This is a genomic window from Pseudarthrobacter phenanthrenivorans (genome assembly GCF_036455295.1).
Taxonomy (GTDB): domain Bacteria; phylum Actinomycetota; class Actinomycetes; order Actinomycetales; family Micrococcaceae; genus Arthrobacter; species Arthrobacter phenanthrenivorans_C.
The window spans coordinates 211,436-232,426 of the sequence record NZ_JAYXNX010000004.1 but is presented as its reverse complement, the minus strand read 5'-3'; the positions used below and the strand labels follow the sequence as shown (position 1 = coordinate 232,426).

General features: G+C 60.5%; 16 protein-coding genes and 2 pseudogenes. 5 read left to right on the top strand and 13 right to left on the bottom strand.

Going from position 1 to position 20,991, the window contains the following annotated elements:
- Nucleotides 1-55: 55 nt before the first annotated feature.
- The 8 genes from VXJ37_RS07150 to VXJ37_RS07115 all read right to left on the bottom strand — a co-directional run bounded on the left by VXJ37_RS07150 (nt 56) and on the right by VXJ37_RS07115 (nt 8,766).
- Nucleotides 56-889, bottom strand: coding sequence for a triose-phosphate isomerase family protein (locus tag VXJ37_RS07150; RefSeq protein ID WP_331322353.1), 834 nt, complete (start codon nt 887-889; stop codon nt 56-58).
- The gene (locus VXJ37_RS07145) at nt 873-1,343 is read right to left on the bottom strand and encodes a ribose-5-phosphate isomerase (RefSeq protein WP_331322352.1); all 471 of its coding nucleotides are present in this window, start codon (nt 1,341-1,343) and stop codon (nt 873-875) included. The genes VXJ37_RS07150 and VXJ37_RS07145 overlap by 17 nt, the downstream gene beginning before the upstream one ends.
- Nucleotides 1,340-3,082, bottom strand: a complete 1,743-nt coding sequence (locus tag VXJ37_RS07140; protein WP_331322351.1) for a dihydroxyacetone kinase family protein — start codon at nt 3,080-3,082, stop codon at nt 1,340-1,342. Before VXJ37_RS07140 ends, VXJ37_RS07145 begins: the two co-directional genes overlap by 4 nt.
- 380 nt (nt 3,083-3,462) lie before the next feature.
- Nucleotides 3,463-4,539 (bottom strand): substrate-binding domain-containing protein, encoded by a 1,077-nt coding sequence (locus VXJ37_RS07135; RefSeq protein ID WP_331322350.1) that lies wholly within the window; start codon nt 4,537-4,539, stop codon nt 3,463-3,465.
- 45 nt (nt 4,540-4,584) lie between these two features.
- Nucleotides 4,585-5,433, bottom strand: coding sequence for an ABC transporter permease (locus VXJ37_RS07130; protein WP_331322349.1), 849 nt, complete (start codon nt 5,431-5,433; stop codon nt 4,585-4,587).
- Between the two features lie 158 nt (nt 5,434-5,591).
- Nucleotides 5,592-7,127, bottom strand: a complete 1,536-nt coding sequence (locus VXJ37_RS07125; protein WP_331322348.1) for a sugar ABC transporter ATP-binding protein — start codon at nt 7,125-7,127, stop codon at nt 5,592-5,594.
- Nucleotides 7,114-8,121, bottom strand: a complete 1,008-nt coding sequence (locus tag VXJ37_RS07120) for a Gfo/Idh/MocA family protein (RefSeq protein WP_331322347.1) — start codon at nt 8,119-8,121, stop codon at nt 7,114-7,116. Before VXJ37_RS07120 ends, VXJ37_RS07125 begins: the two co-directional genes overlap by 14 nt.
- A 222-nt stretch (nt 8,122-8,343) precedes the next feature.
- Nucleotides 8,344-8,766 carry a helix-turn-helix transcriptional regulator gene (locus tag VXJ37_RS07115; RefSeq protein WP_331322490.1) on the bottom strand — a complete coding sequence of 141 codons (423 nt, stop codon included), beginning with the start codon at nt 8,764-8,766 and terminating at the stop codon, nt 8,344-8,346.
- Nucleotides 8,767-9,386: 620 nt separating this feature from the next.
- On the opposite strand from VXJ37_RS07115, the gene VXJ37_RS07110 reads away from it, so the two are divergent.
- From VXJ37_RS07110 to VXJ37_RS21185, 5 genes and pseudogenes are all read left to right on the top strand, one after another.
- Nucleotides 9,387-10,361: a LacI family DNA-binding transcriptional regulator gene (locus VXJ37_RS07110; RefSeq protein ID WP_331322346.1), complete on the top strand. Its 975-nt coding sequence runs from the start codon at nt 9,387-9,389 to the stop codon at nt 10,359-10,361.
- Between the two features lie 449 nt (nt 10,362-10,810).
- A complete protein-coding gene (locus VXJ37_RS07105; protein WP_331322345.1) occupies nt 10,811-11,959 on the top strand; it encodes a Gfo/Idh/MocA family protein in 1,149 nt (382 codons plus the stop codon).
- Nucleotides 11,959-12,933, top strand: coding sequence for a sugar phosphate isomerase/epimerase family protein (locus VXJ37_RS07100; RefSeq protein ID WP_331322344.1), 975 nt, complete (start codon nt 11,959-11,961; stop codon nt 12,931-12,933). The genes VXJ37_RS07105 and VXJ37_RS07100 overlap by 1 nt, the downstream gene beginning before the upstream one ends.
- A gap of 7 nt (nt 12,934-12,940) precedes the next feature.
- Nucleotides 12,941-14,050, top strand: coding sequence for a serine hydrolase domain-containing protein (locus VXJ37_RS07095; protein ID WP_331322343.1), 1,110 nt, complete (start codon nt 12,941-12,943; stop codon nt 14,048-14,050).
- A gap of 153 nt (nt 14,051-14,203) precedes the next feature.
- A pseudogene (locus tag VXJ37_RS21185) lies at nt 14,204-14,469 on the top strand (IS1380 family transposase); the annotation flags it as partial.
- On the opposite strand, the pseudogene VXJ37_RS21180 reads toward VXJ37_RS21185, so the two are convergent.
- The 5 genes and pseudogenes from VXJ37_RS21180 to VXJ37_RS07070 form a co-directional block, all read right to left on the bottom strand.
- Nucleotides 14,470-14,727, bottom strand: a pseudogene (locus tag VXJ37_RS21180) (IS1380 family transposase); the annotation flags it as partial.
- 410 nt (nt 14,728-15,137) lie between these two features.
- Nucleotides 15,138-16,388, bottom strand: coding sequence for a fumarylacetoacetate hydrolase family protein (locus tag VXJ37_RS07085; RefSeq protein WP_331322341.1), 1,251 nt, complete (start codon nt 16,386-16,388; stop codon nt 15,138-15,140).
- The gene (locus tag VXJ37_RS07080; protein WP_331322340.1) at nt 16,385-17,269 is read right to left on the bottom strand and encodes a hypothetical protein; all 885 of its coding nucleotides are present in this window, start codon (nt 17,267-17,269) and stop codon (nt 16,385-16,387) included. Before VXJ37_RS07080 ends, VXJ37_RS07085 begins: the two co-directional genes overlap by 4 nt.
- The gene (locus VXJ37_RS07075; protein WP_331322339.1) at nt 17,262-18,470 is read right to left on the bottom strand and encodes a homogentisate 1,2-dioxygenase; all 1,209 of its coding nucleotides are present in this window, start codon (nt 18,468-18,470) and stop codon (nt 17,262-17,264) included. The genes VXJ37_RS07080 and VXJ37_RS07075 overlap by 8 nt, the downstream gene beginning before the upstream one ends.
- A gap of 36 nt (nt 18,471-18,506) precedes the next feature.
- Nucleotides 18,507-20,813 (bottom strand): cytochrome P450/oxidoreductase, encoded by a 2,307-nt coding sequence (locus VXJ37_RS07070; protein WP_331322338.1) that lies wholly within the window; start codon nt 20,811-20,813, stop codon nt 18,507-18,509.
- Nucleotides 20,814-20,991: the final 178 nt, after the last annotated feature.

The window sequence follows — 20,991 nt, the reverse complement described above, 5'->3', positions numbered from 1 at the left end:
ACTCTCCGCTGATGCGGGACCAAGCTGGACAACCCCACAATAAATCGACACGCCTTCAAGAAGCCGGGGCTGGCGCGTATTCGACGGGCCCAGCGGCCGATCTGAAGCCGATGCGCTCTGCGGTTTCGTCCAGGATGGTCTTCAGTGCTTTGGGGTCGTGGGCGAAGCGGCCCAGGAACAGGCCGGCGACGGCGGGACCGAGTTGGGTGATCAGGCCCGGCCCGGCGCTGCCGCCATAGATGACGCGGCTCTCTTCCTGCCCCGGGAGGCTGCGCAGGTGCTCGTCCAGCCCCGAAATGACGGCGTTGATATACCCGGGCGTGGCCGGCTCGGCGGCGCCGATGGCCCACTGCGGTTCATACGCCACGATGGTCCTGGCGGCGGCTGCCAGCGATGACGCGCGTTTGAGGATGCCATCGATTTCCGCCGTGCACTGGGCAACGGCTTCCTGAACGGATCCGCGGTGCAGTTCCCCGACGCAGAGGACGGGGGTCAGGCCGTTGCGGTAGGCCGCGGCGGTCTTCAGTCCGATCACGCGCTGGTCCTCGTCGAAGATCCGGCGGCGTTCAGCGTGGCCCACCTCGGCGTACCGGCCGCCGAGTTCAGCTACTGTTTTGCCGCCGACTTCGCCGGTGAACGCGCCCTCGTCTTCCCAGAAGATGTCCTGCGCTCCGGTGGCGGCACCTGCCGGACCGAGGATCCGTGCCGCTTCCGGCAGTGCCGGGAGGATGGGCAGGACAAAGAGTTCGATGTCGCCGCTTAGCACCGCGGGGTGGGCGAAGGCGATGGACGCGACGTCGCGGCAGTAGTCCACCGAGCGGGCGTAGCCGAAGTACATCTTCAGGCTGACGCCGATGATGGCCTTGGGCTTCTTAGCAGGAAGTGACACCTTCGTAGTCCTTAATCAGGGAAACTTTCTCTGCCGAGGCGGAGGTTTCGTCGAAGGTGTAGGTGAGCCATTCCCTGGCGAGGCGCCGGGCGAGTTCCAGTCCGACGACGCGCTGGCCGAAGGTGAGGACCTGGGCGTTGTTACTCAGGATGGCGCGTTCAACGGAGAAGCTGTCGTGGGCGGTCACGGCGCGGACGCCGGGGACCTTGTTCGCTGCGATGGCGACGCCGAGCCCGGTTCCACAGACCAGCAGCGCGCGGTCGGCCTGTCCTGCGGCGATGAGTTCCGCCGCCGCGATCGCCACGGAGGGATAAGGGGTGTGGCTGGTGGCGTCCACGCCCACGTCTGTGACGGACTCGACCAGGTCGGAGGCCTCGAGGTCGGCCTTGAGGGCTTCCTTGTAGTCGAAACCGGCGTCGTCGGCTCCGATGACCAGGCGCAGTTTGGCGCTCATGCGTTCTCCTTGATGGTGGTGTTCTGGCTGAGGGTGTTGTGGATGGCCCGGACGATCAGGGCCATGGAGACAGCGCCCGCGTCCGGGGTGCCCAGGCTCTTTTCGGCGTGCGGACGTGCCCGGCCCATCAGGGGCAGCAGGTGGGCGGTGTCCTCGGCGGCCCGCTGGGCCGCGGTTGCGGCGGCGTCCCAGGCGCTGGCCAGGGACTGTCCGCTCCCGACGCCGGCGGTGAGGGCATCCCGGAAGGGAACCAGGACGTCCACCAGGGTCTTGTCGCCCACCTTGGCCTTGCCGAAGTCCATGATGGCTGCCGCGGCGCCGGCCACTCCGGTGGCGACAGCACCGGCGTCGGGCGCTGTGCTGTCCCCGACCGCGTCACCGACGGCGCGCAGGGCCATGCCCCACAGGGCGCCGGACGTACCGCCGGCCTTGTCCGCCCAGGCGTCTGCGGCGAAGTAGAGGGTGGTGGCTGCCCCGGCGCCGCGGGCGACGGCGTCTGCCGCGGCCTTCACGGCGGCCCCGACGCCCCGTTCCATGCCGATGCCGTGGTCGCCGTCGCCGGCGACCGCATCGATGCGGCCCAGTTCAGCCGCGTTGGCGTCCACCACGTCCTTGGCCGCGCCGAGCGCTGCGAGGACGCGGGCGGCACCGGCGCGGGACGCGGCAGTCGCCTCGGGAATGGGAAGTTCGACGTCGGCCACCTCATCGACCGTCTCTTCCAGCGCTTCGGCCGTCACGGCACCGCGGCGGAAGGCCGGGGAGTCGGCAGGGGCGTTCCAGAGGGCCTCGAGTTCGTCGTCGAGCCAGAAGAGGGTCAGGGACGTGCCGGCCATGTCGAAGCTGGTGACCAGCTCGCCCACCTGCGGATCCACCGCCTGCAGGCCGGCCTCGGCGAGGAGCTGCGCCACGCGGCGGTAGACCACGAACAGCTCTTCGTACTTCACGCTGCCCAGGCCGTTAAGGATGGGAACCACCCGTGCACCGCGCACCTCAACGCCGGCCGGCACCTCGGTCAGGAGCTTGGCGACGAGCAGCCCGGCGAGCTCATCCGCCGTCGGAATTGCCGTTTCGCCGATGCCGGGTTCTCCGTGAATGCCCATGCCGACCGCCATCCGGCCCTCGGGAACAGAGAACAGCGGCTGGGGGGCTCCCGGCAGGGTGCACCCGCTGAAGGCCACCCCGAAGGAACGGGTGCGGTGGTTGGCGCGTTCGGCGATCTCCACCACCGCGTCCATTCCGTAGCCCGCTTCCGCGGCGGCAGCCGCCACCTTGAACACGGTCAGGTCCCCGGCGATGCCGCGGCGCTTGGTGTGCTCTTCGATCGGGGCGGAGGAGACGTCGTCGGTGACGGCGATGCTGCGGCAGTCGATGCCTTCCCTGCGCAGCTTCTCCTGGGCCTGGGTGAAGTGCAGGACGTCGCCGGCGTAGTTGCCGTAGCCCAAGAGCACCCCGGCGCCGTTGTTGGCCGCCTTGGCCACGTTGTAAACCTGCTGCGCCGACGGCGACGCGAACAGGTTGCCCATCGCGGCACCGTGCGCCAGGCCCTGGCCCACCAGGCCGGCGAACGCAGGATAGTGCCCGGAGCCCCCGCCGATCACCAGTGCCACCGTGTCCGGGGTGCTCTTGGTGCTGCGGACCACGCCGCCCGGAACGCGTTTGACCCAGCGTCCATGGCAGGCGACGAAGCCCTCGATCATTTCGTCAGCGAAGGCTGAAGGTTCGTTGAACAGGCGGGTCATGGGGAAAACTCCTGGACTTTATTGGGGACGTTCGCCATATGGATCCTGGCTGCGCCAAGAAATGTGCGGACTGTACTGGTTCGGAAGTCAACGACGTCCGGATGTAAACGCCAGCCGTAAAGCGGCATCTGATGAGACTTCACCGATCTGGAACCTATCCGTGACAGCGGCGCCAGGCACATCATAATGAAGTTGGTCAAAACCACGTCGGCTTCTGTACCCGGGGTCCAACTGGTGCTGAAGATTCAGTGCCGACATTTTTTGTACCGGGTCATCTGTGGAACTGACCTCGGCAAAAGGACTGCCGAGGTCTATTTGCCGATAAAGGATCGTGCGTGGGGAGGTGGGGTGAAGCAGTACTTAACCCCACCTCCCCAGCATTACTTTGCAGGCGGCAGGATGGGCGTCTCTTTGAAGTCATAGCTCTTCCACAACGCGTCCATCTCATCTGGTGTGAACCGACCTTCGCCGCCATTCTTGGTGACGAGGTCGAATCCCGTGGCGGTGACGCTGTCGAATTTTGCACCGTGACGTACGATCTGGTCCAGTACCTGCGCTCCCTGGTATCCCCAGCCGTAGTACTTTTGACCGACGAGGCCCTGAGCGAGGCCGTTACGCACGGCTTGCATTTCCGGCTGGATAGTGTCGAAGGCCACGACGGTCATGCCACCGTTCTTGGTTCGGTCGACCAAGGTGGGCAAGTTTGAGTCTTCAACGAGGAAGGGCCAAGGTCCGTCGAAGAAGAATCCGTTGATACTTGCATCACCCCTCAGGGTCGATTCCACGGCATCTACTGACTTGGGCACGTCGTCATTGCCCGGAACTGTCTTCACGATCTCGAAATCGACTCCTGCTTTCTTGAGTCCTTCTTCAAAGCCCTGATCCCGTTCGGTGAGGTTTTGAGAGCCAAGTACTCCGGTCAGGATGGCGATGCGCTGCTTGCCTTTTCCTTTTACCGCTTCTGCATACAGCTGCCCTGCTGTCTGTCCTCCGGCTTTGTTGTCGGATCCTACGTAAGTGAGGCGCTTGCTGTCGGGGCAGTCTGAATCAAAGGTGATCACTGGAATTCCGCGGGCTATCGCTGAATTGATTGCTTCGCAAACAGAGGGGCCGAGGCTCGATACCATCAGGCCATCTACTCCGCGTTGAACGTACGATTCGATGAGCTGTACTTGCGCTGCCGCGTCGGGCGCCGAGGGCGCCGTTACTTCGACTTTGATGTTGCCGATCTCCTTGGCGCGGTCCTCCATTCCCTTTTTGGCCGCTGTGACGCCGGCGTTGCCCAGCGCTTTGAAGATTGCGACGAAAGTTAGTTGGTCGTTCGGGCCCTTGGATTGGCTGCTGGCGGCTGGTGAACCGGAGCTGCATCCGGCCAGGACGAGCATGACAGCGACAGCGAGGGCAACTATGCCCCCATGCAGTTTGCGCCTTGACGTTGCGGGGTTTCTTTTCTGCATGGCTATTCTCCTTCGGATAGCGGTGATTTTTTCGGTGTGAACGGGTCAGCGAAGGGCGGTTCGTGTGCGGACCCGGTCGATGATGACGGCGATTACGATGACGGCGCCGATGACAATCTGCTGCCAATAACTGTCGACACCCAGAAGGGCCATGCCGTTGCGGACAATGCCCAGTAGCGCGGCCCCCCAGATGACTCCCGTTACGTTCCCGATCCCGCCGGCAAAGCTTGCTCCGCCGATGACTGCAGCGGCAATGATGTCCAGCTCGTATCCTGTACCGATGGTGGATTCGGCCACGCCAAGCCTGGCGGTGAGGAGTATCCCGGCAATCCCCGCGAAGAGCCCGGAAATGACGTATGCGAAGGCGGTGACGGTCTTGACTTTGACTCCAGATAGCCGCGCGGCCTCTTCATTTCCTCCGATGGCGTACAACTGCCGCCCGAAGACGGTCCGTGTCATGACCCACCACATGATTCCGGCCAGGACAAGCATGATGATGACAGGCATCGGTATGCCCAGGATAAAGCCCTGTCCGAGGGACTTAATGAATGGGTCCAGGCCCGTTACGGGGTAGCCCCCGGTGAGAGCCACGTCCGCTCCTCGGACAACGTTCAGCATGCCGAGCGTCACCATGAAAGAGACCAAACCAAGTCCGGCGATAAGTGATCCATTGAAGACCCCGACGGCCATTGCCGCGGCGATGCCGCCAAGGAGGGCCAGCCAAGTGGGCATTCCGGCACCTGACATCAGGGCGGTGACGATGCCGGAGAGTCCGATAACCGAGCCGGAAGAGATATCGATGCCGCGGGTCAGGATGACTACGAATTGCCCGATGGCCGCAATGGCGATGAAAGAGAAGGCCCGGGCGACGAGACTCAGGTTATCCAGCGTCAAAAATTGAGGAGTCGTGATGGACAAGAAAACCGAGACCAGGATTACCGATACGACAGCACCGGATGAGGGCGATGACAGAAACCCATTGGTTATTCTTTTGGCGCCGGCACCCGCGCTTGAAGAAGTGCCCTCGGTGATCGGGGGGGTTTTTACAATGCTCATGACACGCTCTCCAATTGGCTCGCCAGCTTGAAAATGTAGGCCTGCGAGACTTCTTCTTTTTCCAGGACGCCTTGAAGACGTCCTTCCGCCATAACTGCGATTCGGTCGCTCATTCCGATCAGCTCCTCCATATCGGAGGAAATGAGCAGGACCGCAACCCCTGATCGTGCGATTTCGTCGATCGTTGTATAGATTTCCTGCCTGGCGCCGACATCGACGCCACGGGTGGGCTCGTCAAGGATGAGCACCCGCCGCGGCACAGCCATCCACTTGGCCAGAACAACCTTCTGCTGGTTTCCACCGGAGAGCGTTCCAACCGCCTGACGATAGGACCTGGTCCGAACCCGAAACGAGCCGATAGCGTCTTCGGCCTTTCGCGCGAGCTGGCGCAGCGACAGGACACCCCCGGTGCTCCACTTTCCGAGATTGGGTAGTGACAAGTTCATTTCGATGTCCTGTCCGAGGACGAGCCCGTCACGCTTCCGGTCTTCAGGGATCAACCCGAGCCCGTACTTCACTGCGTCGCGCGGGCCGCGAATTTTGCATTCCCGCCCGTCAACTCGTATACGTCCGCGTTCGAGGGGGTCGCAACCGAAGACGAGGCGGGCCAGTTCCGTGCGTCCTGCTCCAACCAACCCCCCCAGACCGAGGATCTCGCCTTCACGGACTACGAGGTCGATGTCCTGGACTATTCCCCCGGAGATACCTTGCAGCTCAAGCGCAACTGCCCCAACGTCGGTTCGTTTGGTCGGGAAAAGGGTCGTCAGTTCGCGGCCGATCAGACTGTTGACGATCTCTTCCTTGGAAGTTTTCCCATCGTTTGGGTCATACTCAGCCACTTTGTTGCCGTCGCGCATCACAACGATGCGGTCGGCAACAGCGAAGGCTTCTGGGATCCGGTGTGTCGTAATCACGACAGCGAGCCCGGCATCGCGCAGTTTGTGGATCAAAGTCATCAGGTCTTGCGCCTGCTCTTCCGGCAGCGAACTGGTGGGCTCGTCCATGAGAACGACGCGGACTTCGTCCTGAGCCAGGGCCTTGGCGATTTCGACCTGTTGTTGCTGGGCGAGGGACAGGCGGCCCACGAGGGTGCGGGCATCGACCTTTGAACCAACCTGTTGAAGTGCGTCCTGCGCTTGGCGTGCACTGGCCTTGCGGTCCACGACAGCGGCAAGTCCTGGGCCTCTCGCCGGTTCCCGCCCCAGGGCGATGTTTTCCGCAACGGACAGATTATCGACCAAGTTGAGCTCTTGGTGCACCATGGCAATACCATGGGACCTTGCCTGACTGACAGAACCAATGCTTACCGGCTCGCCGCCAACGGTGATGTTCGCCGAGTCGGGACTGTAGACGCCGGCGAGTACCTTCATCAGGGACGATTTTCCTGCTCCGTTTTCCCCGAGGAGTGCCACAACCTCGCCCGGATACAGCTCCAAATCAACGTTTTTTACGACGGCGACGCCGCCGAACGAAACACGCACATCAGTCGCCGAGAGTACCGGGACTTTGCGGAGATCTTCAGTCCGCGGCATAACGTACCCCCATCTGCCGGCGAATCTCGTCCATGATCCGGAGAGTTTTCAACGTAAGCGCATGCGGAACAACGGGGCTTTCGCCTAGGCCCGCACGGACGCAGCGCGCCACTTCAAGGGCTTCGAATCGCCATCCCATCCCGCCTTCTACCGCCCCAATGAAGTCCTCAACCTTTTCGCCGTGGGCGGGATTGCCTTCTCCAAAAGTGACGATCCGTAGATCCGAGGGAATCATATAGTTGTAGCCGAGTTCGATTCGCCCGCGCGTGCCATTCACACTGGCGCGGTTCGATGATTCAGTGGACAGCGAAGTGTTGATGATCCCGTGTCGTCCCGCCGCGTCGCGCAGGATTGCAGAGGACTCGGCGTCGACCCCTGTGCCAGTGAGTGTCCCGAAGGCACTGATGTCTGTGATGTCACCCAAGAGGCTAGCGACCAAGGACACCGGATAAACTCCCAGGTCCAGGAGCGCTCCTCCGCCCAGGGCCGGGTCGAACAGGCGATGCTCGGGGTGGTCGGGGTCAAAGCGCAGCCCATGATCGGCGGACACGGAGACGATTTCTCCGATCGCCCCGGATTCCACTACGTCCCGAAGCTTCACCATGTGCGGAAGGAACCTCGACCACATGCCTTCCATCACGAACACGTTTTCCCGCATGGCGAGTTCGAAAATGGACTCGGCCTGCTGTGCATTCAGTGCAAACGGCTTTTCGACAAGGACAGGTTTGCCCGCACGAATCGCCAGTTCCGCCACTCGCGCGTGTTCGCTGTGCGGCACAGCTACGTAAACAAAGTCGACCTCCGGATCCGCCATCAGGTCCTCATACGAGCCATGGGCTCGCATCGGGCCCCGCTCGCTAGCAAAGCGTTCCGCCTTCGCGAGATCCCTTGAGCCGACTGCCGTGACGGTCGCTTCATCAGTGAATCCAAGGTCCCAGGCAAACATTCCGGCAATAAATCCTGCACCGGCGATGCCCCAGCGATTTTGCGTCATTGCAATTTCCTTTCGATGTCTTACCGACCGGGCGGCTGTCCCGGCGACATTAGTTTCAATTGTGTGGCCTTTGGCAACTGGATACTTGTCCGTCAAGGACTCGATTTTGACTGCCCGAGACAAGCGGCGTCGTGGCCTACGCGGGTTGATGACGCTGTCCCGTGCAGGTCAATCATCGCGCGCCTACCGTCTTTGCGGGGGCCTGACGGAGGAGCAGGAATTTCAGGCGAAAACGCGGCTACCGGCCTCAAGCTGGTGCGTGAAGTCCTCCACGCGACGGGGTTCACCTGCCCTGAACTTTCGGGGGGACTCACCGAAGCGAGCCTTGAATAAGCGACTGAAATGGGCCGCGTCTTTCAGGCCCCATTGCGCTGCAATGGCGCCCACCGATAGGTGGTGGAAGTTAGGGTCCTGAAGATCCCGCCTGCAGCGGTCTAGCCGTCTCTCGCGTATCCACAGGCTCACCGTGGCGCCTTGAGCCCGGAATGCACGATGGAGCGTCCGGGTTGAGACGTTTAGCCGCGTCGCCAGGTCCTCAGCGTCCAAGGTTTCATCCCATAACCTATTTTCAATAACTTCGGTAGAAGCCGTGAACAGGGCATGCACATCGCTGCGTCCCGTTGAGGCTTGCTCAGCACAAGCCATGCGAACGATCGCGGTGACGTGATCACAAACTCGCCGTCCATGTTCGCTGAACCCGTTATGGTCATCTTCAGCCAGTCCGCGGAGGACGTGGGCCAAAATGCCGGATGTCGATCCGCGACGGACACTAATGAGGAGCCTGCCAAGTGATCCCGTTGGAAAGGAAAGGTCCCCGGCTCCACCCGGCAGCAACACGGCAATGGTCCGTGAGACATCCGGGACCGTGATGGTTAGGGATCCGGAACTACCAACCACGAGCATGCGGTGTTCTTCCAGGAATTCGGCAGAAGAGCCGACACTCGCGGTTGCTGTTCCGCGGTCCGTCAAAATGACCCAGACTCCGTCCGGCCAGTCCGATCTTTCATCCAGCAACCATCTTCCCCGGCCCAGCCGGTGGATGCTGATGGTGCCCGACGCGCGCTCCATCACTACCTCCTCGTAGTTTGGTTACAGGTGTAAACACGAATATAATTACACGTGTAACTAGGTAGGTCAAGGGATAGGTTGATAGCCAACTGTCGTCCCCAAGCAAATTTCTGACACAAAATTCACAGAGCCCGGAGCCGTGTACTAAGTAGTCTTAGGGGATGCCCTGCTCACGGGGGACGGAGGTGAGGAGAACGGTGAAAGACGAACGCGAGGGCCGCCGTCGAGCCACGAGCACCGATGTTGCCCGCGAGTCGGGGGTTTCCAGGGCCACCGTCAGCTACGTGCTTAACGACACACCGAATAAGCACATATCGCCGGCCACGCGCGAACTCGTTATACGGACCGCCCGCCGCTTGGGCCATGTCCCCAACCCTCAGGCGAGAGCTCTAAAGACCGGAAACAGCAACATTGTTCTGTGCCTCGTACCAGCGCTGACGCTGGGATTCGTGTTTGATCACGCCCTTGATGCTCTTACGAGAGAGCTAGCGCGCCGAGGGTACGTCCTATTAGTTCATCGCATTTCTCAACGGGTGGATTCCCGGGCTGTTCGCGACATTTGGAAATACCTGACTCCGACCCTGATTGTTACCATCGGCGGGCTGCCGCCTGCAGAGACAGCGGCTCTTGAGGAGCACGCCCCTGCCCCGGTGGTGAGCGATTACGGAATTGTGGAGCATGGGCGCATCGGTCAACTACAAGCAGACTATTTGATTGACCGGGGTCACCGCCGTATCGGCTTTGTCATGCCTAGCGACCCAGCGCTACACGCCTACGCGATGGATCGGGCGGCGGGCGTAATGCGGGCATGCGAAAAGGCCTCCCTTGCTCCCCCTGTTGTCACGACCGTTGAAGAATCGTTGAAGAGCTACGCCACTTGCCTTGACGTATTCGAGCGTTCAGGCGTAACCGCGGCGTGCGGGCACAACGACGACGTGGCGCTAATGCTCATTGAAGCCCTGCGAGCTCGTCGGCAATCCGCGCCCGAAGACCTGGCTGTTATCGGATCAGACGACATTCCGCTTGCCGAACGGGAACTCACCACAGTTGCCTTGAACGCGGAGGTGTGTGCTGCCAGTATCACCTACAAAGTACTTGTCGCTCTGGAAGCCGCCAACAACGTATCCGTCAATGGCCAAATGCTCACCTTAATCCGTCGAACGTCCGCCTGAGAACTCTTGCCTCCTGTTCGGGCTCTTTCGGCTCTATGGCCCGCAGATCTTCGCCCTCTCGTAGAAATCTGTCAACGCTGAACAAGAAGAGGTCCCCGGCGTACAAGTATGGCTTCCCACAAGTAGCGACCATTGAGGTGTGTCAGCAGTAACAGCGCCCGCCGGCACTTCGTCCAGCGACCGTCACCCAGGGCAGCCATGCGTTCGAAAGCGAGGCGAGTTCAATTCGTCTGCCGCAGAAGCGGCGTTCGACCCCTTAGGCAGCAGCTCACCCAGACGCAGACGGCATTCTTCTGAGGGGCTAGAGCCTGCTTCGGGCGACTGTCGTTTAGGCAGTTGACGAAGCAGAAAGGAGTCTTGTTGCTCCAACCATTCGGGATGACGGCCGGCGGCACCGAAATTTTAAGAAGCAGATTACCCAGATCAATAGATATTGGAAGGACAGTTTAATGAAGGAAATTAGAGTCGCACTTATTGGTGGTGGCGGATTCATGGGTCGCGCGCATAGTTTGGGCTATTCCGTCGCCACTCAACTTTCGGACGTAAATTTCCGCGTGAAAAAGGCGATGCTTGTCGACGTCAATGCGGACACCGCAGCGCTGGCGGCCAGTGCTCTGGGGTGGGAGGCCAGCTCGACGGACTGGAGGTCAGTAGTGGCCTCCCCTGATATCGACGCAGTAGATATCGTTACGCCGCCAGGACTCCATAAAGAGATCGCTCTGGCGGCCATTGCGCACGGCAAGCACGTCTTTTGCGAGAAGCCGATTACCAATGACGTCCCGGGGGCTCTTGAGATGTGGGATGCTGCCCGCGAGGGAGGGGTAATCAACCAAGTAGGCTTCAATTACCGCCACATTCCCGCAATCTCCCAAGCCAAAGAACTTCTGTCGTCCGAACGGCTGGGAACGCCGCTCCAGTTCCGCGGAACCTATCTTCACGACGCACTCTTCTTTATAAGTGACTTCGGATGGAGGGGCAGTAAGGCAACAGGCGGCTCCGGAGCGACAGGTGACATCGGTTCGCACCTTATTGACATCGCCGAATACCTCTGCGGTCCCATTGCACGGGTTTCTGCGCTGCAGGTCAGCCGCGACCGGTCCGACGCCGACGGTGGCTGGCTCGACAGCAAGGACAGCGCCGCACAAAATAGTCTCGACGAAGCCGCGACATGGATCGCTGAGTTCGAGAACGGCACTATCGGCACTTTCTCGGCCGGCTTCTATTCGCCAGGAAAGAAGAACGCACTTACGTTTGAGGTTGACGCTACACGGGGCGGCGTCGCCTTCGACTGGAACAACCCCGATCAACTTGTGGTCGATATGCTCGATGATCCCGCAGACATCGCAGGACCGCGTACCGTCGAGGTGGCACAGAACGTTCAAAAAGACGTCTGGTACCCCGTGCCAGGCCTTGGCCAGGGCTACATCGACGGAATGGCCCTCCAGCTACGTCGATTCCTCCAAGCCATTGCAGACGAAACACCTGCGCACCCGAACTTTGGGGAAGCGGTCCGCATCCAGCAGATCATCGATGCGATTGAACAGTCAGCCACCACAAACGCCTGGGTCACCATGCCCGACCGTCCTAAGGGAATCTGATGAGCACCAACCGCCGCATCAGACTTGGGACAGACCTGATCACATTCTTCGACCTTTCATACTGGGGCATTGCCAAAGAGACCTCATATGAGGAATGGGTCCGCATCGTTGAGGCCGACCCCCACCGCTATTTTGAAGGAATGTTCGACGGATGCGTCGAGGCGGGTGTGGAAGGCATCGAATTTGCACCGCCACCTGGCGGACTCACTACAGCACTGGCGGCGTATGGATCAGCCGCCAGACTCGCGACGGCGCTTCGTTCGCGGAAACTCACGGTCAGCTCAAGTTTTACCTTCGGTGCGCCTCTGATTCTCGGCGCGATCGAAGATGAGGGGTACCGGTCCACGGCTGACGACGAGATCCGCAGACACGCAGATTCATTGGCTGAACTCGGATGCGGGCTCATCGTCATGGGGGCTGTACCACGTTCATCCCTCACCGGAGGTGATCCAAATGGCGTTGTAGACCGATCAGACCTCTCCCGGGTAGCCGAGCAACTAGACCTGCTTGGCGCCGCCGCCGCACCAGCGGGCGTACGCCTTGCACTACACACCGACGCCTACTCCGTCTGCTCGCGGTTGGAAGACATTTCGGAAATCCTCGCGCAGACATCTGCGGACACCGTCTCACTCTGCCTTGACGCAGGACACGTCACTCTCGACGGCGGTGACGCTGTGGAAATGCTGCGTGTCCATGTTGATCGGGTTCCGATAATGCACTGGAAAGACTGCATCGGCCCCCTCGACGGGGCCAGGCTAAAAGGTCCAATCATGGAACGCCATGCCGAAATGTTGACCTACTTTCGCGTTCTGGGAACCGGGATCGTCGACTGGATGGAGTGGCAGCGTGTCCTGAAGGAAGCTAGGTGGTCTGGCTGGGCAATCGCTGAAATCGATATGTCCCCCGATCCCATCGGTGAGATCCGTTCTGGCATCGACTTCTTCGAGCGCAAACTTGCGCCCATCCACAAGTGAGCCCGTGATGCGTCGCGTCGTCGTCAATGGGTACACGACCCAGGGGTTTGAATCACTCGCAGACGTTTTCGGAAGGCTGGGATCAACTCAGCCAGCGGGTGGAGCAGCCCTGTGCGTCTATCAAAACGGGAAATGCGTGGCGGACTTGTCTTTCGGAGACTACTCAACTTCCTCACGCCAAGTCGTCTTCTCTGTCTCCAAATTATTGATTGCAATTGCGATCCACAGGGTCGCGGAGCGAGGTTCCCTGAATCTGGAAACTCAACTGGCCAAGGCCTGGCCGGACTTCGGCTCGGCCGGCGGGGCGAACATTCTTATACGCGACGTTATGGCCCACCGGACCTCGCTGGCCGCACTCAACATTGCCATAACGGCCGAAGATGTTCTGAACGGCGGCGACCGACGCGCTGTCCTCAACGCCGCACCTGGCGCCCACCGGACGGAGAGCCACGGCTACCATGCGGTGACCTACGGGACCATCCTCGAAGCAGTCATCGAAGAATCTCTCGGGATCAGTGTCTCCCAGCTCCTTAGGGATGAAATTGCTGCGCCACTCGGTGCAGACGTGAATCTCGGCGCCGGGGTGTCCGACGTTCATCCCCTGTTGTTCTCGGAACCAGCCGAGGTCCTCATCCCGGGCCTTCCCGCCCAGCGACGGGACGGTCTCCTCGCGGCCCTCGTGAATGACCCTGAACTCTTCAATTCAGCTGCCTTTCTGACGGCAGGACTTGCATCTATGGGAGTCGTCACAACCGCGGCGGCGCTGGCACAGGTGATGGCATCCACAGTGGGTGATGTGGGTGGCGTCCGGCTTCTGGCCCCAACGACGCTCGACGGGATGATTCAAGTACGCTCGGCCGGTGTAGATAAAGTGCTAGGGGTTTCGACAAGTTTCGGATCTGGTCCGCAGCTCGCCTTTCCTCGCCTGCCGATTGGTTCCAGGGCCTTTGGACACGAAGGAGCCGGAGGCTCTGTGGCTTTTGCCGATCCAGGGCTAGCCCTGGGAGTGGGATTTTCAACAGACCTGTTCCCATCCGCCCCGGGGGCAAGTCCCCTTTTCCTAGGGCTCCTTCCAACGCTGAAACAAGTTGCGCGCGCGAATATCGAAGGGTCCTGAATTGTCCGAACGGAAGGGCTGGCACGCGCGAGTCACTACCGCCAGAGTCCGCTGTCGCACGACCAACCCACCGGCTCCAAAGCTCAACAGAGCCGCCAACCAACCCAACATTCGCCCTTCGGCAGGCCGAGCCGATACTTCGTTTTCCCGTCCCTGCTGGTCAGTTTCATCGGCCAGTCGCTGATCTCCCACGCCGGTGTTTCGGTGCTCACCGGCTCCTGGACGTCCTAAGCTCCGGCAGGCTGTGCGAGGACAGGCTTGGGCAGTTTGTCGGCTCTTCGTGGAGTGAAGCACCGGCCTGGACGACTGGTTGGATCTCTGACCGCGATGCTCGCCGCCGGCGCGGTGAAAATGCCTCGGATCTGGACATCCTGCGGTCCTCGCCCAGGTTCTTCGGTCAGCTTCCCTCGAACGCGACGCGGGGCGAACCCGTGACCGTGTTTGTAGGTGCCAGCGACGTCTTTCTTATCGGAAGCGACGTTTTCCCTATCGGAGTGGGTCACCAGGGTCGCGTCGATGTCGATAACGAGCGGGACGGCGGCGGTTACGGCCAGCGCCGGGCTTCTTGCCCCGGCGGCCTTCCAGACCCGGGTGCGCAGTTCCCGGGCGATGGTCTCAAACCCGTAGCCGAACAGCTTCGGGTTCATGGCGGTGCGTTCGAAGAACCGGGACACCGTCGGCTCTTCGCGACCGCAGGGAAAATCATCACCCGCGGCCGCCGCAACCAGCTCTTCCTTCCGGAATCAGCGCAGGAGAAGACCTTCAGAAACTGCTCCTGCAGAACACCCGTCATCTGAGACAGCTTCTCCCTGCCAGCTCAGGCTGAGCAGGCACCGACCCAGTCCCGACGACCAGCCTCATCGCTGGAAGTGGAACCGGCGCCGAAACCAGGCGACCCGACAGGCCACAGCCAACTGCCCGAAAACAGAAAACAGAAAACAACCGCAGTTCAACAGCCGCCACCAACCTGTCGCCGTTCCCGCCTGCCATGAAAAATTGAGGCCAGCTCGGCCGTTTATTGTGCCGCAGCCATCCATCGGAGCCCTCTTGCCTGGCCTTGTGGGCACACGAACCGTGGATCTTCGGGTTATGTAGCTGTCGCTGGACGGATGCGTCCGCTTACTTCGCCGAATTCGATAGGGGTTCCGGAAGGGCCGGGGGCTGTTGCGCGGATGACGATCTCATTACCGTCTTCGAGGAACCGGAAGTCGCGGCCACCTGGAAGGAGCAGTGGTTCGGTCCCGTTCCAGCTCAGTTCGAGGAATGATCCACGCTGGTGTTTTTCGGGCCCGGAGACTGTCCCGGAAGCGAAGAAGTCTCCAGAACGCAAGCTCGCACCGTTGACGGTCATATGGGCGAGCATCTGTGCTGGAGTCCAGTACATCGAGGCAAACGGGGGGGTGGACACCAGATCCCCGTCTACGAAAACCTCAAGGGAGATGTCCAGCCCAAATGGGGGGCTTGAATCGTCGTTCAAGTACTTTGCCAGGCCTTGTTCTCGTTTTGGAGGCTTTACAAATGCCGAGGCAAGGGCGGCCATCGGCATGACCCACGCGGAAATTGAAGTGGCAAAGGATTTCCCGAGGAAGGGACCCAAAGGTACGTATTCGTAGGCTTGAATGTCGCGGGCGGACCAGTCGTTAACGATGACGGCCCCGAAAATGTGCCGTCCGGCGTCTTCGATCTTCACTTCGCCGGCCGGAGCGCCGCCGCCAATGACGAATCCGATTTCTGCTTCAATGTCCAGCTTTCTGCTGGGCCCAAAACTCGGTTGCCCGCCGGGCTCCGGTCGCAGACCTTTAGGACGAAGAATTTCAGTACCGGAGGGGACGATCGTCCCGGCACGGCCATGGTAGCCGATGGGCAGATGCTTCCAGTTCGGCGTCAGTGGCGCCTGATCGGGCCGAAAGATCCGTCCCACGTTGGTCGCGTGATGTTCTGAGGCGTAGAAATCCACGTAGTCGGCCACGGTGAATGGCATGAAGAGCTTAACGTCGTCGAGACTATAGATCTCAAGGCCTGCGGCGACCCCCGCTGAAGTGACTTGCCGGGTAATCAGCAGGCGCAACTCGTCCCAAACTTCCCGGTCAGCCTCAAGGAGGGCATCCAGGTTAGGCCCCCCTACAACGCGCAAGAGTTCCGGCGACCCGCCGCGGTCGATCTGGACCAGGGCGGCAACATCCAGCACCTTCTCGCCGATCCTCACCCCCAACCTTGGGCCGGCACCATTGGGCGCGAACGATGCGTAGGGAAGGTTCTCGACGCCGAAGCCAGGGCTGGAGTATTTGTAGGCAATACTTCCCGGCTCCACCAAATGGGAAGCAGGTCTAGAGATCATGACTGGACCGCTTTCTGTAAGGAAATTGCCAATGCGCTGGCTCCGGGTGACAGTATGTCCATCTCTTCCAACGTCTGAAGGGGCTCTGTGATACTGCAGGTGCCAAAGGAAATGAAGCTCTGGCGCCAGTCCGGGGAGACGCTGGCGAACATCTCCGCGAGAACAGCCTCGTTTGTCTGTTGCAGCACGGATTGGAGGGTGGCCTCCGTTGCCCCGGACCGTGCCAGGGCCGTGGCTATGCTGATGTTTAAGAAGCCATGATGGGTGAAGCCCGTTTCTGGGTCCGTGTACCGCGCTGCCCGGTGAAGACCGGCGGTGAGTTTGAAGGGAACTTGTTCCTCCGTAGCCGCGGCGAGAACGAAAGCTACCTGCGCGGGGGTCGGAAAGAGGTCCGGTTCGATGCCGCCTGTGCGATATTTCAGCCGGACACCGGTTCCCACGAGCATTTGCAGCGCACCCCTCTCGATTTGGTCTGCTGCGAGCTCGACGTAGAGCTGACACGGTTCTGTAGTCGAGGCAGCACTCAGGAGTTCCCCAGCCCAGTCCTCGTCTAGTGGGCTGGTCTTAAGTTCGATTGAAACGATGTCGATGAAAGGTCGGGCTGAGGTGACAGCCGCAAGGGCATCTTTTAAATGTCCTGCAGGAGTGACGATGCTCGCTGTTATGGGCCCGGCTGCGAGGTCGAGCCCAGTTGCTAACTGTCTGGCCTCGGAAAGGTCCTTCAGTGGTAACACCAGAGGCCCGACCGCTGCTGCAAGCGCGGTCTGGCGGCGGGAGATGTAGCCTCTCAAGGCCGCTTCCAGTGGTGCGCGACCCGGCGGGAATACGGCTGCGTCATCGAAGAAGTGGAAAAACGATTCTGGCAAGGCGTAGTCAGTCATTGTTCCAGCGTCCACCCGCCCATGAGCTTGCGTAGTGGCCATCGTCGGATTTTACGGCTGCCTCACCCAAATCAAGGGGCCGGAAAGTATCGACCATGACGGCAAGTTCGTCAAAGTACTCCATGCCGAGGCTCGCCTCTACTGCTCCAGGCTGAGGGCCGTGCGCGTGGCCACCAGGATGAATCGAAATTGACCCCTTGTTTATGCCTGAGCCCTTTCTGGCCTCGTAGTCTCCATCGACGTAGAACATGATTTCATCCGAGTCGACATTGGAATGGTAGTAAGGCACCGGGACGGATTCCGGGTGGTAGTCCACCTTTCGTGGCACGAAGTTGCACACCACAAAGTTGGCGCCTTCGAACACCTGATGCACGGGCGGCGGCTGGTGAACCTTCCCGGTGATCGGCATGAAGTCGTTGATATTAAACACATACGGGTAAAGACAGCCGTCCCACCCAACTACATCGAACGGGTGCTCAGGGAGTATATGGACAGTACCCGCGAGGCCGTTGGGACCATGGCCCCGATGCTTGATGTAGACCTCGACGTTCTGGCCTTCCGCCAACAATGGCTCCTGGGGGGCGCGGAGGTCACGCTCACAATACGGTGCGTGTTCCAAGAGCTGGCCATGCTTTGAGAGATACTGCTTCGCGGGACCGATATGGCTGTTGGCCTCAATGAAGTAGAGCTTCGCCACTTCGCCGGCTTGGATCACCCAGCGGTGAGTCGTTGCACGCGGGATGATGATGTAATCACCTTTAGTCACGGGCAGGACGCCAAAGACGGTCTCGACAACGGCGGAGCCGTCTTCAACGTAGACACATTCGTCACCGGTGGAGTTCCGGTAAAGAGGCGACGTCTGACCGGCCCAAGCGTAGTTGATGCGGACGTCGTTGTTCCCTAGAACCAGCCGACGTCCGGTGACCGCGTCTACAGTGCGGGCCTGATCGTCTGCGAAGAGGCCGTGGAGCTTCAAGTGACGTGGCAGCAGTGGCGCGTTCGCCGTCAGGGACTGATCCGGCAGTTCCCATACCCGCGCTCCTACGAGCGCAGAGGGAATATTGCGGTGATACAAGAGTGAAGAATCTGAGGAGAATCCTTCCTCACCCATTAGCTCTTCGTAGTAAATAGCTCCCGAATCAGCCCGGAACAGTGTGTGTCGGGTCTTCGGAATTTTTCCTAGTTGGCGGTAGTAGGCCACGTGAGATTCCTTCGATTATGGTTCGTGCGGTGGAGGTTATAGGTCAAGCGTCAGTCGGTCGCCACAGGAGCGGGAGCAGCAGGTGAGCATCAGGTTGCCTTCCTCCCGCTCGGTTGCGGTGAGAACTGCATCGCGATGGTCGATGTCTCCGCTGACTACGCCCACCTGGCAGGTACCGCAGAGGCCCTCTTCGCAGTCGCTGGGCACGTTGATTTTGGCTGCTCGCAGGGCCTGCAAGACGGTTTGTGTGGCCTCAACCCGCACGGTGATCCCTGAATTGTTCAGTTCGAGGTCAAAGGCGCGCTCGATCGCGGGGTCCAAATCTACGAGTCTGGAGGTGAAGTGCTCGATATGCAGCGTATTGTCAGGCCAGTCAGCGGAAATGCACTCCAGGTCAGCGATCATCCGTTCCGGACCGCAGCAGTAGACTTGAACGCCTTCCGGGACATGGGCCAGGAGTGCGGCCATGTGGGCCCGTCGTCCTTCATCGCTGACCCACAAGTGAAGCCGGTCGCCATGAATTGCCTCCAGCTCTTCGACCATGGCCATGGAAGTCCGGGACCGGCCGACATAATGAAAATCGTAGGCCGCTCCACGCCGCTGGGCATCGCGTGCCATGGCGCTGATTGCGGTAACTCCAATCCCCCCGGCGATAAAGATGTACCGCATGGCGTTTGTATCAAGGCGGAAGTGGTTCCGCGGGCCGCGGATTTCCAGGCGGGAGCCAATAATTGCCTCGTCGTGAACCCACGCCGAGCCGCCACGGCCATCGGGTTCGCGCAGCACTGCCACTTCCAGACTCATCCGGTCCGTGGGGTCCCCGCATAGCGAGTACTGACGGGATTGGCCAGTGTCACCGCAGACGACATCGATGTGCGAGCCTGGGCTCCACGCTGGAAAGGGTTTGCCGTGAATGGACTCAAGCCGAAGCCGGACGACACCTTTGGTGAGTTGCGTGCGGCGTGTGACCACTACCGGACGGGTGATCTGCTTCGTGGCGCCCGGCTCGATGCTGACCGGGGCGGAAACCGTGAGGATGGAGGGGTCTGCGCGTTCGGGATTCAGCTCCGGGTCCCAGGAAACTAGGAGGTGCTCCGGGCCGCGGAAGGAGGTATTGCGGACGTAAGAAAAATTCTGCGGGCTGAGCTGCAGATGCGGGATCCGACGCGTCAGCTCCTCAAGGATGATCTGCAGTTCCATCCTGGCAAGGTTCTTACCCATGCACTGGTGGGCACCGTATCCGAAAGTGAGGTGCTCGGAAGCGCCCACCCTGCGGATGTCCACCATCTCTGGATCTTCGAAGTATCGCTCGTCGTGGTTTGCCGAAGACTGCATAATGAGGAGCTTGGCGCCCTTCGGGATCTGGACACCGCCCACAGTCGCGTCCTCTGTCGCGATGCGCCTCCAGGCAGAAACGGACCCGTCAACCCGCAGACATTCCTCCACTGCGTTGGGGATGAGGGTCGGGTCAGCGCAGATCTCCTCCCAGACCTCGCGGTTTTCCAGCAGCAGCTTGACCGCGTTGGTTGCCGCGATGGCTGTGGTCTCGTGCGCCGCTACGATGCCCGCCATCATCATCGAATGAAGAAACGAATCCGTGACGATTTCAGGGTGCTCGGGCTGCATCCGGAGGGCGAACTTCATCCAACCCGGGCCGTCCGGGTTACGGCGCATCTTATCCAGCACTTTGCCGGAGTACTGCCAGAACTTGCCCACCGCCTCAGCCACCGCCACCTGCTCTGCAGGACGCGGGCGGCCCCAGATATTCACTGTATGAGCAACGGAGTACTGCCGCAGCACGTCCATGTCGTCCTCAGGAACGCCTAGGAAATTAAGGGCAACGGTAAGTGGCAGCTCGAAGAGCATCTCATCAACCAGGTCCGCTGCCCCTTTGTCGATAAATTGGTCGACGAACTCGCGGGCCAAGCGACGGACCATCGGCTCATGATGTGCCAGGTGTCCGGGTTCGAACGGCTCGATGAGCAAACGACGACGTGGCATATGCGCTGGCTCATCCTCGTTGACCAGCGTGCGCTTCAACCCAAAATCGTAGGAGCTGAGTACGGCCTTGGCCTCATCGCTGGCCGGGGTAATGTTCTCCAGCGCCACGGACGGGCTGAAAGTGATGTTGTCGCGGAAGATCGCCTGCACATCGTGGTACCGCGTAACCACCCAATAGCCAAGCTTTGGACTATAGAAGATTGGCTCCTCTGACCGCGCCCAGGCGACGTAGGCGGCCGGATTCTGTTGGTACCCGTCACTGAAGGGGTCAAATTCCGCTGCTCTCCCCGTGACTGGGCATCCGCTCGAGCCAGAGTCCTTTATTGAGGTTGCGCCCGTCATCGGGCACCTTTCCATTTCCTGGACCACCATCGCTCCATATTTACTAATAACGAACAAGTTGTTCTATTTATCGGACAACTATAATGTAAGGGTTGTTCGAACATGCCGTCAAGGTTTTGCCTCCACGTACCGCAGAGAGTCAGTTGGTCCCGTCCGTATCTCGCGGTGAGCCTTAGCT